The sequence below is a fragment of the Mycobacteriales bacterium genome (assembly GCA_035533475.1).
In the GTDB taxonomy this organism is placed as follows: Bacteria; Actinomycetota; Actinomycetes; order DATLTS01; family DATLTS01; genus DATLTS01.
Genome location: DATLTS010000032.1, coordinates 22,517 through 38,619 on the forward strand (window position 1 = coordinate 22,517; position 16,103 = coordinate 38,619).

General features: G+C 67.2%; 15 protein-coding genes. 7 read left to right on the forward strand and 8 right to left on the reverse strand.

Translation table 11 applies throughout. The features are described 5' to 3' along the window. Positions 1-427 precede the first annotated feature (427 nt). Positions 428-1,654, forward strand: coding sequence for a S53 family peptidase (locus VNG13_06825; protein HVA60234.1), 1,227 nt, complete (start codon positions 428-430; stop codon positions 1,652-1,654). Between the two features lie 47 nt (positions 1,655-1,701). Here the strand turns inward: VNG13_06825 and VNG13_06830 are convergent, their stop codons facing one another. The 5 genes from VNG13_06830 to VNG13_06850 all read right to left on the reverse strand — a co-directional run bounded on the left by VNG13_06830 (position 1,702) and on the right by VNG13_06850 (position 7,616). Continuing rightward, a complete protein-coding gene (locus VNG13_06830; protein ID HVA60235.1) occupies positions 1,702-2,940 on the reverse strand; it encodes a HipA domain-containing protein in 1,239 nt (412 codons plus the stop codon). Beyond that, entirely contained in the window at positions 2,937-3,272 is a 336-nt protein-coding gene (locus tag VNG13_06835) for a helix-turn-helix domain-containing protein (GenBank protein ID HVA60236.1), read from the reverse strand. The genes VNG13_06830 and VNG13_06835 overlap by 4 nt, the downstream gene beginning before the upstream one ends. A gap of 273 nt (positions 3,273-3,545) precedes the next feature. Continuing rightward, positions 3,546-6,383 carry a vitamin B12-dependent ribonucleotide reductase gene (locus tag VNG13_06840; protein ID HVA60237.1) on the reverse strand — a complete coding sequence of 946 codons (2,838 nt, stop codon included), beginning with the start codon at positions 6,381-6,383 and terminating at the stop codon, positions 3,546-3,548. Positions 6,384-6,519: 136 nt separating this feature from the next. Beyond that, a complete protein-coding gene (gene nrdR / locus VNG13_06845) occupies positions 6,520-7,056 on the reverse strand; it encodes a transcriptional regulator NrdR (GenBank protein HVA60238.1) in 537 nt (178 codons plus the stop codon). A gap of 221 nt (positions 7,057-7,277) precedes the next feature. Continuing rightward, positions 7,278-7,616 (reverse strand): LysM peptidoglycan-binding domain-containing protein, encoded by a 339-nt coding sequence (locus VNG13_06850; GenBank protein HVA60239.1) that lies wholly within the window; start codon positions 7,614-7,616, stop codon positions 7,278-7,280. 206 nt (positions 7,617-7,822) lie between these two features. Here VNG13_06850 and lexA point away from each other — a divergent pair, with 206 nt between their 5' ends. The 6 genes from lexA (at position 7,823) to VNG13_06880 (ending at position 13,135) form a co-directional block, all read left to right on the forward strand. Next, entirely contained in the window at positions 7,823-8,503 is a 681-nt protein-coding gene (gene lexA, locus VNG13_06855; protein ID HVA60240.1) for a transcriptional repressor LexA, read from the forward strand. 68 nt (positions 8,504-8,571) lie between these two features. Continuing rightward, positions 8,572-9,036, forward strand: a complete 465-nt coding sequence (locus VNG13_06860) for an IS1595 family transposase (protein ID HVA60241.1) — start codon at positions 8,572-8,574, stop codon at positions 9,034-9,036. 756 nt (positions 9,037-9,792) lie between these two features. Continuing rightward, positions 9,793-10,257 (forward strand): hypothetical protein, encoded by a 465-nt coding sequence (locus VNG13_06865; GenBank protein ID HVA60242.1) that lies wholly within the window; start codon positions 9,793-9,795, stop codon positions 10,255-10,257. Between the two features lie 489 nt (positions 10,258-10,746). Beyond that, entirely contained in the window at positions 10,747-10,950 is a 204-nt protein-coding gene (locus tag VNG13_06870) for a hypothetical protein (protein ID HVA60243.1), read from the forward strand. Then, positions 10,940-11,107: an excisionase family DNA-binding protein gene (locus tag VNG13_06875; protein ID HVA60244.1), complete on the forward strand. Its 168-nt coding sequence runs from the start codon at positions 10,940-10,942 to the stop codon at positions 11,105-11,107. Before VNG13_06870 ends, VNG13_06875 begins: the two co-directional genes overlap by 11 nt. Before the next feature lie 1,284 nt (positions 11,108-12,391). Next, positions 12,392-13,135, forward strand: coding sequence for a hypothetical protein (locus tag VNG13_06880; protein HVA60245.1), 744 nt, complete (start codon positions 12,392-12,394; stop codon positions 13,133-13,135). Between the two features lie 8 nt (positions 13,136-13,143). Here the strand turns inward: VNG13_06880 and hflX are convergent, their stop codons facing one another. Genes hflX through dapF form a run of 3 tightly spaced genes read right to left on the reverse strand, consistent with a single transcriptional unit; the run spans position 13,144 to position 16,078 of the window. Then, positions 13,144-14,517, reverse strand: a complete 1,374-nt coding sequence (gene hflX, locus VNG13_06885) for a GTPase HflX (protein ID HVA60246.1) — start codon at positions 14,515-14,517, stop codon at positions 13,144-13,146. After that, entirely contained in the window at positions 14,514-15,260 is a 747-nt protein-coding gene (locus tag VNG13_06890) for a hypothetical protein (GenBank protein HVA60247.1), read from the reverse strand. The genes hflX and VNG13_06890 overlap by 4 nt, the downstream gene beginning before the upstream one ends. Continuing rightward, positions 15,257-16,078, reverse strand: a complete 822-nt coding sequence (gene dapF / locus VNG13_06895; protein ID HVA60248.1) for a diaminopimelate epimerase — start codon at positions 16,076-16,078, stop codon at positions 15,257-15,259. The genes VNG13_06890 and dapF overlap by 4 nt, the downstream gene beginning before the upstream one ends. Positions 16,079-16,103 lie beyond the last annotated feature (25 nt).

The following is a 16,103-nucleotide window of genomic DNA, read 5'->3' on the forward strand; positions in this document are numbered from 1 at the left end:
GAAGCCGACGGGCCGCGGGACCGCCGGGTCAGCGAACGACGACGCGGACCTGCCACAGGCGTTGGGGCGGCTCGCATGCGGGGTGCGAGTGTAGACAGGTGAAGTCGGTCATGGCCGTCAGGTCCGCCGTTCCGCGCTCGGTGGCTAGGAACGACGCTTGGGCGGCGGCGGCGATGGGTACGCGCACGCCGGTAGGACGCGTCCGGCACGACCAGCGTTCCATGGGCTCCCGATGCGTTGGGGGGCGGGGCCGTCGTTGAGCCGACTTTTGTCCAGCCCAATGCCGGACAAAGCGGGCGCGCTGCCGAGGGAACCGGCGATCGCTGACGCGAGTCTGGTCGATGTGCTTGAAACCGCGACGAGCCGAGCCGATGATGACCGTAGGGGCCGCGCCCGTGGCACCAAGGCCTGGTGAAAGGTGGCCCCCGTGCGCCGCTTGTCAACGTTCGCGCTCGGCGCGGCGCTGGTTGCCCTCCCCGGCATGGCCGGGGCGTCGGTTGCCTCCGCGGCTGGTGCGCGCTCGGTCCCGAACAGCCACCGATACGTGCACGTCTGCGCCGCCCCCGCCGAGGGCGATGCGGCCTGCAACGCCATCCTCGCCGAGACGGTGGACCGGTACGGGCGGCCGACGCCCGCGTCCAGCCCGTCCGGGTTCGATCCGGTCGATCTGATTTCCGCGTACAACCTCCCCTCCGCGACGGCGGGCTCCGGTCAGACGATCGCGGTCGTCGACGCCTACAACGACCCGTACGCCGAATCGGACCTCGGCGTATACCGATCCCAGTTCGGGCTCGCGGCGTGCACTACCGCGAACGGGTGTTTCCGGAAGGTGAACCAGAACGGCGGGACGAAGTACCCGAAGTCGAACGGCGGCTGGTCGCAGGAGATCTCGCTGGACCTGGACATGGTCTCGGCAATCTGCCCGAACTGCCACATCCTGCTGGTGGAAGCCAGCTCGTCGTCGCTGGCCAACCTCGGGACAGCGGTCAACCGGGCCGTGACGATGGGAGCGAACGAGATCTCCAACAGCTACGGCGGTAGCGAGTCCTCTTCGGATCCCAGCTACGACAGCGCCTACTACGACCACCCCGGAATCGCCATCACGGTGAGCTCCGGTGACGGCGGGTACGGGGTGGAGTATCCGGCGGCATCGCAGTACGTCACCGCGGTCGGCGGGACGAGCTTGGTGCGCGACTCCGCCACCTCCCGAGGCTGGTCGGAGACGGTGTGGTCGACGTCGCTCACCGAAGGCGCGGGGTCTGGATGCTCCGCCTATGACGCGCAGCCGTCGTGGCAGGGGAATGTCTCGAACATCACGACCGTCTGCGCTAGGCGGGCGGTCGCCGATGTGTCCGCCGTCGCCGACCCGGCGACCGGGGTGTCCGTGTACGACTCCTACCGCTACCAGGGGCTGTCGGGCTGGCTGGTGTTCGGCGGCACCTCGGTTGCCTCGCCGATCATCGCGTCGGTGTACGCGCTGGCCGGGAACGCGGCAGCCGTGACCTACGGGTCCTACCCGTACGGTCAGACCGGGTCATTGAACGACGTGACCTTGGGCTCGACGGCATCGTGTGGCTCGGATCTGTGTACGGCTGCGCCGGGCTGGGACGGCCCGACCGGGCTCGGCACGCCGAACGGCAGCTCCGGGTTCTAGGCCCGGCCCGCGGCGCTGACATCCGCGAGGGCGTCGCGCGGTGGCCCTCAGACGGCGACCTCGTCCAGCGCCACAAACGCCGGCTGCATTCGCCCGATCTCGCTCGCCGACAGCCCGTGGCCCGCGGCGATCGTGCGCCACTGCCTGACCGCGTTCACAACCTCCGCGAGCACATTCCGCGCGTCAGTGGGGGCGAGACGGAGCAACTCCGCGACCCCGAGCGCGACCTCGACTGACGCTGCGTCGTAACCGTCGTCGATGGCGGTGCTGAGGTACTTCGGCCCGGGGTCGGGGTTCGGGTTGAGGTCGAACGCCGGGGAGAGGCGCCAGGAGTCGCCGCGTTCGTGGAGGAACCCGTGGTTGCGGAGGTGGTCGTCCGTGTTCGAGATCAACACCGAGAACACGATCCGCCGCCACAGCTGATGCAGTTCCGCGGTCGCACGCGTCGACACTCTCTCGAGGACGTCCGCTATCTCCAGGTAGCTTCGCTGGTCGCCGTCCGACGCCTCGAGCATCGTCATCGCACTGGAATACCCGATCCGACGACCGTCCGCGGTTCGGTCGAATCGGTCAACGACGAGCACGTGACGGCCGGCGAGGTTGAGCAGCCGGGACTCGGGGACTGTGATGCCCGCCGACGCCGCGAGGTCGAGCGCGACCTTCTCCCAGGCCGTCACCGTCCAGGTGCTGTCGTTCGCGCTCGGGAACTTCGCGATGGCCACGCGGCCGTTCGCGCCGAGCACGTGCGCTTTCGGCCTTGCGCCACCTAGGGAGCTGCCGACATGCACGAGACGCTGAAGATCGGGCAGGTCCGCGGTGTCGCGCTCTGCCCGTTCGGCGAGGTCGAGCAACGAAGGGAGATCCGTCAGCGCCGGCACGCCCGTGTCGGTGTCGGCCAGGAACGGCCCGTCCTCCTTCCGGAAGCGCAGCGCCCCCTGCCGGAGGTCGTCGCGGACGCCGAGCAGGAACTCGATTTCCCCGAGGGACCGGGCGGCTCGCCCTTCGGCACGAGCCAGCGCGGCCTCCCGACGCTTCATGAGAGTGCGTCCCCACCGGTCGGGGGCACAGTCAGAGAACCCCCCGAACAGCGCCAGGCCGGCGCGGGTCTGGTGCGTGCCTCGGGTCAGCGGCAACAGCGGGTCCAGCGCGTACGCGCCCGGGTGCGCCAGGAACGACGACTCGTAGGCGAACGCCGCCGACTCGGTGTTGCGACGTCGGCTGGCGTACAACGTGCCCGCGAGCACGTCCTGCCCGTCGATCGCGACGTGCACCTGGATGGCCGTCACGTGGACCTCCGGTGGCGGACCCGCTCAGGCAGCGCCTCGTCGGCACGCACCCGACCGATGTCGGTCGAGTACGGGTCGACGGCAACAGAGAGCATGTCGAGCACACCGAGCGCCCGGGCGACCCTCAACAGATTCGCCAGATTGGCGCCACCGCCGTTCTCGAGCCGGGTGACCGTGCTGGCACCGACGCCAGCGCGGTCGGCCACTTCAGCCACGGTGAGGCGCCGGAGGCGCCGCCAGGTCGCCAGGTCCTCACCGATCTTGTGGAGGGCGCGCGTGACCGTCGCCGGGGCCTTCGGCGGGACCTTCGCCGGGGCCTTCGTCGGGGCCACTCACGCCTCCCAAGTCACATGTCATTATTGACGTCCTAAGAGGCTTAGTCAATCATTTGTGATGTCTCAAGAGGCGCTTCCGGAACGGACTGGCCAAAACGGGGACCGCCCCGGCCACGCTCTGCGCGGCCGGGGCGGTCTTGGTCGTTATGACGATCGTGGTTCGCCGGTGAACCTCATAAGGAAGGCCGGTTGCGAGCCGACCGTCCGTTTTGCCGCGATCCCACTGTCACGGCGCGAGCAGTGAGCGTGTCCTCCCGGCGAGTACCGCCATCAGCTGCAGCCGCTCGTGCTGCCGCACGACTCGCAGACGTAGCAGCTTCCGGCCGGCCGCATCTTGATACCGCAGGTGAAGCACAGCGGCGCGTCCACCGCGGTCTGCGAGCTGACCGCGTCCGAGCCGTCCGACCCGCGGGCGTGGCCGGGCTCGGACTGCGTCGCCGGCGGCTGCGGCGCCGGCGCCTCGACCGGGGCCGACTGGGCCAGCGTTTCGACGTCGATCTCCTCTTCGGGGGCTGCCACGGGCGGCCCGTAGGAGGAGTCGACGACCTTGGCCGCCCGCTCCTCGGCACTGAACACACCGAGTTCAGCCCGCCGCTCATAGGGCAGGAAGTCGAGTGCGAGCCGGCGGAAGATGTAGTCCATTACCGACTGGGCGATCCGCACGTCCGGGTCGTCGGTCATCCCGGCCGGGTCGAAGCGCATGTTGATGAACTTGCTGACGTAGGTTTCGAGCGGCACGCCGTACTGAAGGGCGATCGAGATGGCGATGGAGAACGCGTCCATTACGCCGGCCAGGGTGGAGCCCTGCTTCGACATCTTGAGGAAGATCTCGCCGAGTCCGTCGTCGTCGTAGGCGTTAGCCGTCATGTAGCCCTCGGCGCCGCCGACCGCGAAGGACACGGTCTGCCCGTGCCGGCTCTTCGGCAGCCGGTGCCGAGTCGGACGGTGCTCGACCGGCGCATCGTCGACCGCAACCTCTTTCTTCGCCGCCCGGGCGTTCGACAATGGCTGACCTACCTTGCAGTTGTCCCGGTAGATAGCCAATGCCTTGAGGCCGAGCTTCCAGCCCTGGAAGTAGATGTTGGCGATGTCCGCGACGCTCGCCGATTCCGGGACGTTCACGGTCTTGCTGATGGCGCCGGAGATGAACGGCTGCACGGAGGCCATCATCCGCACGTGACCCATGGCCCCGATCGCACGCTCGCCGATCGCGCAGTCGAACACGTCGTAGTGCTCAGGACGCAATCCGGGCGCGTCGATGACGTTGCCATGCTCCGAGATGTGCTCGACGATCGCCTCTGCCTGCTCGGCCTGGTAGCCGAGCTTTGTCAGAGCCCGCGGGACGGTCTGATTGACGATCTGCATCGATCCGCCGCCGACCAGCTTCTTGAGCTTGACCAGCGCGAGATCGGGCTCGATCCCGGTTGTGTCGCAGTCCATCATCAGGCCGATCGTCCCGGTCGGCGCCAGCACGCTCGCCTGAGCGTTGCGCCACCCTTGCTTCTCCCCGATCGCTAGTCCCTGCTCCCAGGCTTTCGTGGCGTAGTGCAAGATGCGCGCCGCGTCCGGGTCGGAGGGACGGACCGCGTCGTTGGCGGCGGCGTGCTTGCGCATGACCCGCTTGTGGGCGTCGACGTTGCGTGCGTAGCCCTGGTAGGGGCCGACCACGGCGGCCAGCTCGGCGGACCGCTTGTAGGCGGTTCCCGTCATCAGGCTGGTGATCGCGGCGGCGACAGATCGCCCACCCTCGGAGTCGTAGGCGTGGCCGGTGGCCATCAGCAGCGCGCCGAGGTTGGCGTAGCCAATGCCGAGCTGTCGGTATGCCCGGGTCGTCTCGGTGATCGCCGGAGTTGGGAAGTCCGCGAAGCAGATCGAGATGTCCATCGCGGTGATGATGAATTCCACGGCCTTGGCGAAGGTGGGCGCGTCGAACGTGTCGTCTTCGCGAAGGAACTTCATCAGGTTGAGGCTCGCCAGGTTGCAGCTCGAGTTGTCGAGGTGCATGTACTCGGAGCACGGGTTGCTCGCGGTGATCCGACCGGTCTCGGGGCTGGTGTGCCAGTCGTTGATGGTGTCGTCGTACTGGATGCCCGGGTCGGCGCATTCCCAGGCGGCCTGCGCCATCTTGTCGAACAGGGACTTGGCGTCGACCGTCTCGATCTTCGAGCCGTCCTGTCGGGCCCGGAGGTGGAACTCCTTACCTTCCTCGACCGCTCGCATGAACTCGTCGGTGACCCGCACCGAGTTGTTCGCGTTCTGGTACTGCGCCGAGACGATGTCCTTGCCCCCGAGGTCCATGTCGTAGCCGGCGTCGCGGAGCACCCGGATCTTGTCTTCCTCGCGGGCCTTCGTCTGGATGAACTCCTCGACGTCCGGGTGGTCCACGTCGAGGATGACCATTTTTGCGGCCCGACGGGTAGCTCCACCGGACTTGATCGTGCCGGCGGATGCGTCCGCGCCACGCATGAAGGAGACCGGCCCGGAGGCGGTTCCGCCGGACGAGAGCAGCTCCCGGCTGGAACGGATCCGGGAGAGGTTCACCCCGGCACCGGAGCCGCCCTTGAAGATGAACCCCTCTTCCTTGTACCAGTTGAGGATCGAGTCCATGGTGTCTTCGACCGCGAGGATGAAGCAGGCCGATACCTGCTGGGGCGCGGACGTGCCGACGTTGAACCAGACCGGGCTGTTGAAGCTGAAGATCTGGTGCAGGAGCATGTGGGTGAGTTCGTGGTCGAAGATCTCCGCGTCCTCGTCGGTGCCGAGGTAGCCGTGCGCGACGCCGGCCGACACGTAAGCCTTGACCACCCGGTCGATGAGCTGTCGCAGGCTCGCCTCGCGCTGGGGGCTCCCCGCCGCGCCACGGAAGTATTTTGTGGTGACGATGTTCGCCGCGTTGACCGACCAGAAGTCGGGGAACTCGACACCGCGCTGCTCGAAGTTGATCGAGCCGTCGCGCCAGTTGGTCATGACGACGTCGCGGCGCTCCCAGGTGACTTCGTCATAGGGATGCACCCCGGGCTTGGTGTAGACGCGCTCGAGCCGCAGCCCGCGCGTCTTGCGCGGGCCACCGCTCCGAGGGGTGGGCGCGCTGTTCACCGTCTCCGTCATTGGGGTCCTCCTTTGAACGCCCTACATAGCAACACCTGGGATGCCGGAGGTCGTCCCGTCCGGCGGGGCTGATCTGGTCTGCGAGCGGGCCGCCGGAGTGGATCGGCGCCGCCCCCGGGAACGCGGGGAAGCGCCGTCAGGTACCGGCGTGGGACAGTTGCACCGAGGGCGGCGCCGGATCATGGATCCCGCCGAAGGCGTCCAGGTGGTGCGCCTCCTCGCGGTTGGGGTGCCCAGCCTTGAGGTCGGCGATTTCCGCCTCGAAGTCGGCCAGGGAGTCGAAAGAGCGGTAGACCGACGCGAACCGCATGTAGGCGACCTCGTCGAGCTCCCGGAGCGGAGCGAGGATGGCGAGCCCCACCTGGTTCGACGGCAGCTCGGCACAGCCGGACGAGCGGACCTCGTCCTCGACCCGCTGAGCGAGCAGCGCCAGTTCGGCTTCGGAAACCGGCCGCCCGGAACAGGCTTTGCGGACGCCATCGACGACCTTGGTGCGGCTGAACGGCTCGCTGACCCCGCTGCGCTTGATGATCGACAGGCTCGCGGTCTCCACGGTGGTGAATCGGCGGCCGCATTCCGGGCAGGAGCGCCTCCGGCGTACCGCCGTGCCGTCATCGGCCTCTCGGCTGTCGACGACCCGGCTGTCCGGGTACCGGCAGAACGGGCAGTACATCCGGCCTCCTTGACCACGCGGCGACCCGAGGGCTGTGGGCAACCTGTGGGCCACCTGTGACTGACCTGGGCACAACCTGTGGACGACTTACACCGTTGTAACTACTAGATCTAGGGAACCGTAGGCATCGGGCGCACCCGACGCAAGCGATTCCGCGGATAATCGACGAAGTCGCAGGTCACACGGCGTGTCGAAGATCAGGGCTCGGCGTGTCGCGCCCATTACTGCGACGGCGGCAGGACCAGCACCTCGCCCGGTACCAGCTGCGGACGCCCCAGGTGATTGAGCGCCATCAGCTCGTCCACGGTGGCCCGCGGATCGGAATCCGGGGCAACCTGGTTCGCGATCTCCCAGAGCGTCTGACCGGAGGTCACGACGAGGTGACGCAGCTGCGGGGCCCGGCCCGGACCGGTGGCAGCCTGCAACGAGACCCGGCCGAGCGAGAAAAAGGCGAACAGGCCGAGCATCGCAGCGGCCACGATCGTGACCCTGCCTCGACGGGTCAGCCGGAGCCGGCCTTCCGGGCGGGGCGGATCGATCTGGTCTGACAGGTGTGCCATCTTGTCCTCCCGACGAACCTGGCGGTCGAACCTGTGTTCGATCGAACGTATGTGCGAGTTCTACCACGATCGGCCGACAAAAAACACGACACGTTCGAACAGGTGTTTGAATATGCACTTAACGAGGGCTACGGTGGCGATCACCCGAGCGGGCAGAGGAGGCCACGGTGACGGTGCGCAGAACCACAGGCGGCGACGAAGGCGACGTGCGCGACTTCCCCGACGCAGCGCCCGACGCCACCGGTCTGACAGCTCGCCAGCGGCGCATTCTCGACGTCATCCGGGAGGCGGTGGCCCGACGCGGCTATCCACCGTCAGTGCGCGAGATCGGCGAGGCCGTGGGCCTGACAAGCAGCTCGTCGGTGGCTCACCAGCTAGCCGCGCTGGAGCGCAAGGGCTACCTGCGTAGGGATCCGAACCGGCCTCGGGCGGTCGAGGTGCGCGCTCCCCGTCCCGTGGCGCCCGGTCTCCAGGACTCCGTCGATCAGACGGACAGCGGGGACGCCCGTCCCACGCCCGCCTATGTGCCCGTGGTCGGTCGCATTGCCGCCGGTGGCCCGATCCTCGCCGAACAGGTCGTCGAGGATGTCTTCCCGCTGCCCCGGCAGCTGGTCGGCGAGGGCACGCTATTCCTCCTCCAGGTCCGCGGCGACTCGATGATCGACGCAGCGATCGCGGATGGGGACTGGGTCGTGGTCCGCCAGCAGCCGGTCGCGGACAACGGGGACATCGTCGCTGCGATGATCGACGGCGAAGCCACGGTCAAGACCTACCGGCGACGCGACGGGCATGCCTGGCTGATCCCACATAACGCGGCATATGAGCCGATTCCGGGCGACGAGGCCACCATCCTCGGGCGTGTGACGGCGGTTCTGCGCCGGGTGTAGCCCTCCGACTACCGGAGTTAGCCGCAATGTGTGACTGACAAACCCATGATCTGTAGGAAGCTCGGGTGATGGCTAAGCAAGACCTTGCGGTGCCCGATCAGGCCGCCCGGCTCGGCACCGACGGCGCCGCCTACCTCATGCTCGAGGGATTGCGCTGGGGCGGCAAGCCAGACGGCTGCCCCCACTGCGGCGGGATCGGGCGCTGCTTCTACCTCAACCCCAACAACGGTGTGTCCCGCAAGACCCGCACCGGCAAGATGTCCGAGCGGCGGGTCTGGAAGTGCGGGCATTGTCGCAAGCAGTTCTCCGTGCTCACCGGGACGATCTTTCACGGCAGCAAGATCAGCTTGCGTACGTGGCTGCTGGTGATCTTCGAGATGTGCGCGTCCAAGAACGGAGTGAGCGCCCGGGAGATCGAGCGCAAGTACGACGTGACCGCGAAGACCGCGTGGTTCCTAACCATGCGTATCCGCGAGGCCATGCGCCGCGAGCCACTAGCCGGGCTGCTGACGGGGACCGTGCCGGGCCGGTGAGATTTTCATCGGCGGGGAACCGCAGAGCCGGCATCGCAACGACCCCCGCAAGCAAGTGCCTACGCCACCACCAACAAGGCCCCGGTCCTAGCACTGATGCCGTACGAGACCCGCGAGGTTCGCTCCCGCATGAACGCCGACCTGAACGGCACCACGTCAGCACCGAGCACCTGCCCCCTACCTGGCGCAGTTCGCACTTCCTCTACTCACGGTGCGGCCGGTGATCCCGATCGGGCGCTCATGGCCACACCGGAGGGCGACGGCGCGCTGACGAGCCATCGAGCGGACAAATGTGACCCGCGTCACGTTCCGGCGCGGCCCTTGGAGTTGTCCGCGGCCGTGTGTACTCTGGTTCTCAAGTGGGCTGGGCTTTCGTCCGGTCGGCGGACAGGGGTTGCCTTTCGGCAGCCCCTTCAGCTTTCCTGCCAGTGTCCCTCTAATTTTGATGCCACGAGGGGAGGCAGTGGCTCCTGGGCTTCGACCGAGCCTGCGAGGTGCCACAAGAAAGACTTACTTCGATCTCTTTCTAGTCTCTTCCAGGCCAGGCCGCACTCTTTTCGCACCGCGTCTCGCAGATCGTCGATCCTATCCATGCTCAACCTTTGCTCGCCGAGACCAAGACACTCCAAGTAAGACTTGACGACGTTGGGGTCTTTACACACAACGGCTAATCGGTTGTGGCACCGCCGGATATTGGCCATGGTGGGTCTCTCTTGGGGGAGCAGCGGAGAGTTCACCGGCACATCCCATTGCCGGTTGGCAAAAACCCCATTGATGATTTCCAAGGCATCCAAACACGCGTCGCGCTTAGATGCCCAGATGTCTCGCCGTCGTTCAGCAAAGAAGGCGACGAGCGCTGCAACCGCTGACGATGAAATCAGCGAAATGAGAACCGTTCCGATAACTACCACGCTATTGGCTTCCTTCCCGCGCCTACGCGGTCGCTCTGAACATGCTCTCGCAAGTGAGCGCAATGGCGACGTGGGAACGGGGGCGTCCTGCCGATTGGTCAGCTTCGCGGCCCTTGTCCGCCGGGTAGAGGCACTCGGCTTCCGTGAAGCGGGTGGGCGGGAGAGCCATCGGGTCTTCGTGCATCCCAAAGTCACGGAGTTGATCAATCCGGATCTGCAAACGGAGCAGGGTCATGCAAAGCGGTACCACGTCAGCCAGATGGCGCAGTCGATCCTGCGAGACGATCTGCTCCTCAAGGAGGAGCCATGAACACCGAATACCGACTCGAGGTCTCCTGGAGTGACGAGGATCAGGCTTGGAGCGCCGATGTTCCTGATCTCGGGTTCTGCCCCACGCATAGACCGACCCCTCACGACGCGGTCGCGGAAGTCGAGCGAGCGGTGGAGGCTTGGACCGACGCGGCGCAGGCAACTAGTAGGCCATTGCCGGAGCCACGGGCCCGAGCCGATCACGGCTGATCCGCGATCTTCATCGCCGCTCGCGCCTCTACCTAACCTCGCCGCGCCCAAGGCAGATCGCGGGCCCCTCAAGCAGCAGTCGAGGGTTCGCATGCCCCACATGCGGCCCACCGGCGCCCTGATCTGCGCCTTTGCAACCGGAGCTTGCGCGGTTCGCGAACTCCTTGCGCTCGGGCAGAACACCGGCTGAAGTGTCAGACGCTGCCGCTACGGTCGTATCCGTGGTCCCCTTCTCCATGTTCACGCCAGGTTCCGTGGCGACGCTGGAGACGAGTCGCGAATGACAATCGGCGCGGAACCTCCAGGCGCCTTGTGGCTGACCCTGGAGGAAGGCCTAGGCCTGCTGGCCGGCCTTGAGGACGCTCGTGACGCGCTGATCCTGGCCGGGCGCCTGTCCGTGGTCGTCGGAGTCGAGGACCAGATCCGACTGATCAGCCGTAGACTGGGTTTCGAGGACCCGGAAGGTGGTGCCGATGGCCGCTGAGTTGCTGCGTGCCAGCGAGGCAGCTCGTCGATTGGGGATCCCGACGCGCGACCTGTTGCGCCTGGTTCATGAGCGGAAGATTCGCTTCGTGATGGTCGACGGCATTGCGCACGTGCCTGCTGAGGCGCTTGCCGAGTACCGGACAAAGGCATCCTAGGCTAGGGAACCGACCCCCGCCGGGGCCGCGCTCGCGGTGAGGTTAGAGGATGATCACCGAACCCACGAGTAGAACTCGAGGGTTCGCAATGCCCCACACGCGGCCCCGCGAGCGCCTGTGTATCCCCGCGTACCTCATGCCGGGACATACCGTTTAGCCATGCCCGCGCGCCGCGACCCCGAGCGCGACGTGTCAGTCAGCCTCGCCCCGCTGGACCCAGAGACGGCGCTACGAGCGTTGCTAGCCGTAAAGCCGGCCGATGAGGACGGGAAGGGTCAGCAACCCGAACCTAGCGAGGGCTGATTGGCGGTGATGCACGCAGGACACCGGCACCACTGAGGACGGCCCATGATCTTTGGGCCAGCACCCGGGCCGAAACTGTTGCCTGACCCCGCGCACTCTCCGACCGATCCGGCTTGTGCAGTGCCATAGGGGGTGCATGCTGCGGACCTTGCCCCGTTGGGTTTGTCAAGTCACATATCGCGGAGTTATCCACAGGCCGAGGGCAAATACTAGAAGGCTTGGCCGCTTTTTCGTACACTCCCGCCTCGTGGGGGTTGGTCACGTCTCGGGCGATTTGCGAGGCTCTCTGCTGGGGGCCATCGGCCTTGCGGTAGTGGTCGCTGTCGGTGGCTGCTCTGGGAGCACCTCCCCGCAGACCTTGCCCAGCGTCTCAGGCAGTCCTGCTCCAAGTGGCTCGTCTTCTCCCGCGGAAACAAGTGCGAGCGCCGTTGCTTTCGTGCGGCTCGTCTACTCGGAGTTGAACACGGCGCTCAAAACAGGAGACACCTCGCAGCTGGTGAGGGATGTGTCACCCGCATGCACTTGCTACCAAGTGATCAGCTATGTCCAACGCGTCTATCGACAAAATCACCTGGTCGGCGGCGGCTACACCATCCTGAAGGTTGAAGACACCGCCATATCTGGCCGGAGCGCTTCTGTTCTGATTCAGTACCGACTTTCGGCAGTGCGCGTACTCGATTCCACTGGTCGGACACTTCAGGTCCAGCCTGGAAGCGGCCCCACCACAGTGGCGCTCGTTCTCACATGGAACAGCGGGCGCTGGATCGTGTCAGCGACTCACACGTTCCCGGCCAGTTGAGAGTCATGAAGCGATCTGTCGTGCTCGCGGCGCTCAGCTTAATCAATGCCGTGATTCTCCCCCAATCAGCAACCCCGTCGCCAAAGCCTCCCGCAGACTGCAGCGGATTCGGTTCCTGCTGGTCGCCTCCGGCCAGTGGGACAACTGATACGACGGCCCAGTCTGGGGTCGGTTCTTATCAGGTGTTCCTCTACCGCGCGGATGGGTCGGCAGTGCTCGTCGCGGTTCCTGCCGAGAATGCTGTGGAGCAGCACCACTACAACTGGATGTGGATTCCCACGTGTGCTCTGTCCGCGCCCACCAACCTGCAATTGTCATGCGCCCACACCGGCAACGGTTGCCCCGACCCAAGGGACCATCTCTACTGGGTCTACTACACCGACACGAGCCTTGTCCCGCCCGACGGCTGGCACCGGGTCCCCACCACCTACTGCCTGGGGCCGACTTCGACCGTCCCGGTGGCGGTACTCCAGGCCGACGTGCAGCGCCAGTTCCGCAACCTGCCGCTGCCCCGGGGAACCATCTCCGTCGAGCCCCCGAGAGCCGGCGTCGTGAATCTTCCGGTCCTCGCCTTCACGAATACCCCCTCAACGCGCATTTTCCACGTCACGGCACTGGGAGCGGCAGTCACGCTGACGGCGACGCCCCAGCGGTGGGTTTGGCGCTGGGGTGCCGGTGCGCCCGTTACGACGAACGGACCGGGCGCGCCGTACCCCACCTGCCAGCAGGCCACGTCGAGCTGTGCCGCGTTCACATATACCGAGCCCGGCAGCTACGGCCCGATCTCGGTCACCGTGAGCTGGACCGCGACCTACACGGTCGCGGGTGTGGCCCAGATCTTCAGCATCACCACACCGGTCGATGTCGGCGTCGTCGGCCCGGTGGTACGGGTGGACGATGCCCCGTCCCAGCTAGTGACGCACTGACGGGCGACTCAGGCCGGGAACTCGGCAAGCGCCGCAGCCAACCCCGGGCCCACCCGGGCGGCCAGCCAGGTGCCATCCGGTTCGAAACGCGTCTCCTGTACCTCACCCTCGGAGTGGACCCGCGAGACCAGATCGCCACGCGAATAAGGCACCAGGGCTTCCACGTCGATCTCCGGACGGGGAAGACGTCCGCTCAGCGCGGCCAATAGCTCGGGCACGCCTTCGCCCGAACGCGCCGACACGAACACCGCGTCCGGGGCGATCCGGCGCAGCCGAGCGGCGACCAGCGGGTCGGTGATGTCTAGTTTGTTGACCACCACCAACTCCGGCACGTCCGTAGCGCCGATCTCGCTGAGCACCTCGTGGACAGCGGTGATCTGGCCCTCCGGATCGACGTCGGAGCCGTCCACGACATGCACGATGAGGTCCGCCTGGGCAACCTCCTCGAGCGTGGAACGGAAAGCCTCGACCAGCTGATGTGGCAGGTGCCGGACGAAGCCGACCGTGTCGGTCAGCGTGAACGTCCGGCCGTCATTGGTCTCCACCTTGCGCACCGTGGGATCGAGGGTCGCGAAAAGTGCGTTCTCGACCAGCACACCCGCGCCGGTGAGCCGGTTGAGCAGCGAGGACTTGCCGGCGTTGGTGTAACCGGCTATCGCCACGGAGGGGACTTCGTGGCGTCGACGCTCCTGGCGCTTGACGTCGCGGGTGGTCTGGATACCAGCGAGCTCCTTTCGCAGGCGAGCGACACGTGTGCGGATCCGACGCCGGTCGGTTTCGATTTTCGTCTCCCCGGGCCCCCGGGTGCCGATCCCACCACCGGTGCGGCTCAGCGCTTCGCCCCAACCGCGCAGGCGCGGCAGCAGGTAGGACAGCTGTGCCAACTCCACCTGGGCTTTGCCTTCGCGGCTGGTCGCATGTTGGGCGAAGATGTCGAGGATCAGGGCGGTCCGGTCGATCACTTTGACCTTGACGACGGCCTCGAGTTGGCGCAGCTGACCGGGGGTGAGCTCCCCATCGCACACGACCGTATCAGCGCCCACCGAGACGACCACGTCGCGCAACTCCTTGGCCTTGCCAGACCCGACGTAGGTAGCCGGGTCGGGCTTGGCTCGCCGCTGCACGAGTCCGTCCAAAACCAGCGAACCCGCGGTCTCGGCCAGCGCCTTGAGCTCCTGCATGGAGTGTTCGGCGTCGAGCAGCGTGCCTGACGTCCAAACCCCGATCAGCACGACCCGCTCGAGTCGCAGCTGGCGGTACTCGACCTCGCTGACGTCCTGAAGCTCGGTCGTGATACCCGGGATGCGGCGCAACGCCCGTCGCTCGTCGAGGTCGAGGCTGTCGTCGAACTCGTGAATCCCCGCACCACCCGGTTGGGTCATCTGCTCCCAGTCACTTCTAGACGTTCTTCACACATAACGACAAGCCGCGCCAACCGCTTCCCGGCATCCTCACCGAGCAGCGCATAACCGCGAGCGGCCAACACGTCGGTCGCGCGCTCGGCGGCAGCGCGCCGCTCGGCGAGCGGCGCCGGGTCAGGATAAGGCGGCTCCCAGCCGAGGAACGCGGCGACTTCGGCACCGTTCGGCCCGCTGACCACCGCCTCGAGCGGGCGCATCCCGGAGGCGAGGACGGCGATCGCGTGCACCCCACCGCGATGTTCGCGCATGACGTGGAGCAACTGAGCCGCCCGGGCCGGTGGATCCTCGGGCAGCGCCATCGCGCGCCAGCCGGCGAACAGCGGCAAGCCGGGTGGCTCGACGGCACCGGCGGCGAGCTCGAGCAGCTCACACAGCTCCTCGAGCGAGGGGACACCGGTGAGGTGCGCTCGCCCCCACTCGCGGCAGCAGGTCGCGTACGCCTCGGCGTTGCGCTGCGCGGGATCGACCGCGCGCGCGCTTTCCCAACCCCGGCGCACTGCGTCCGATGGGAAGAAGGCGAACGCGGCATGGACCACGTCGGCGTCGACATCCCCGAGCACGCCACCGCGGCCACCGAAGTAGAACGGCCAACCCTGGTAGCCGAGCTCGCCGCCGTGGGCCAGGGTGGCTCGGTCGGTCATGAACGCGGCGCCGAGCCGGCCGATCGGACCGGCGACGGCGGCCGCTACCTCCTCGGGGGTCACCGGGTACCTCGGACTTCGTCGAGCCAGTCCGCCCGAACCTCGCCCTCCGCGACGAGCCGGGCGGGGCCGGTGAGGTGGATCCGATTCCCGGCCCGGATTTCGACCTCGAGCCGGCCACCCGGCACTTCGACGGCGATCCGATCGGCTGCGGCCTCGGGCCACGCCGTCGCGGCGGCGGCGGCGGCGCAGGCGCCGGTGCCGCAAGAGCGGGTCTCGCCGACCCCGCGCTCGTGGACCCGCATCAGGAGCTGACCTGGCCCGCGCACCGCGACGAATTCGACGTTCGCGCCGGCCGGGTAATCGGGGCCCTCGACGTCAGGGGCGTCCCGCAGGCTGCCGGCCTCCCCGGGGTCCTCGACGCGAACGACGAGGTGCGGGTTGCCGAGCGAGACCCCGATCGCCGGCCAGGTGCGGCCGCCGGCGCTCACCCGTGCGGACGGCAGCGACGTGAAGCTGCCCATGTCCACGGTGACGTCGCCGCTGGGCGGGACGGTGAGGGTTTTGATGCCGTCGAAAGTGTCGATGGTCAAGCCCCCGGTCGCGGCGAGCCCGGCGTCGACCAGGTAACGCGCGAAAACCCGGATCCCGTTGCCGCACATCTCGGCGACGCTGCCGTCGGCGTTGCGGTAGTCCATGTACCAGGCCGGGTCACCACCGGTGGCGACGACGCCGAGGATGCCGTCGGCGCCGAGACCACGGTGTCGATCGCACAAGGCGGCCACGACGTGGGGCGCGAGGGTCGCTACCGCACCGGCGTCGGGCAGGATGAGGAAGTCGTTCTCCGTCCCGTGCCCTTTGACGTAGCGCAGCCCGCCCACCGGGCCAGCGTAGATGAACGGCCCT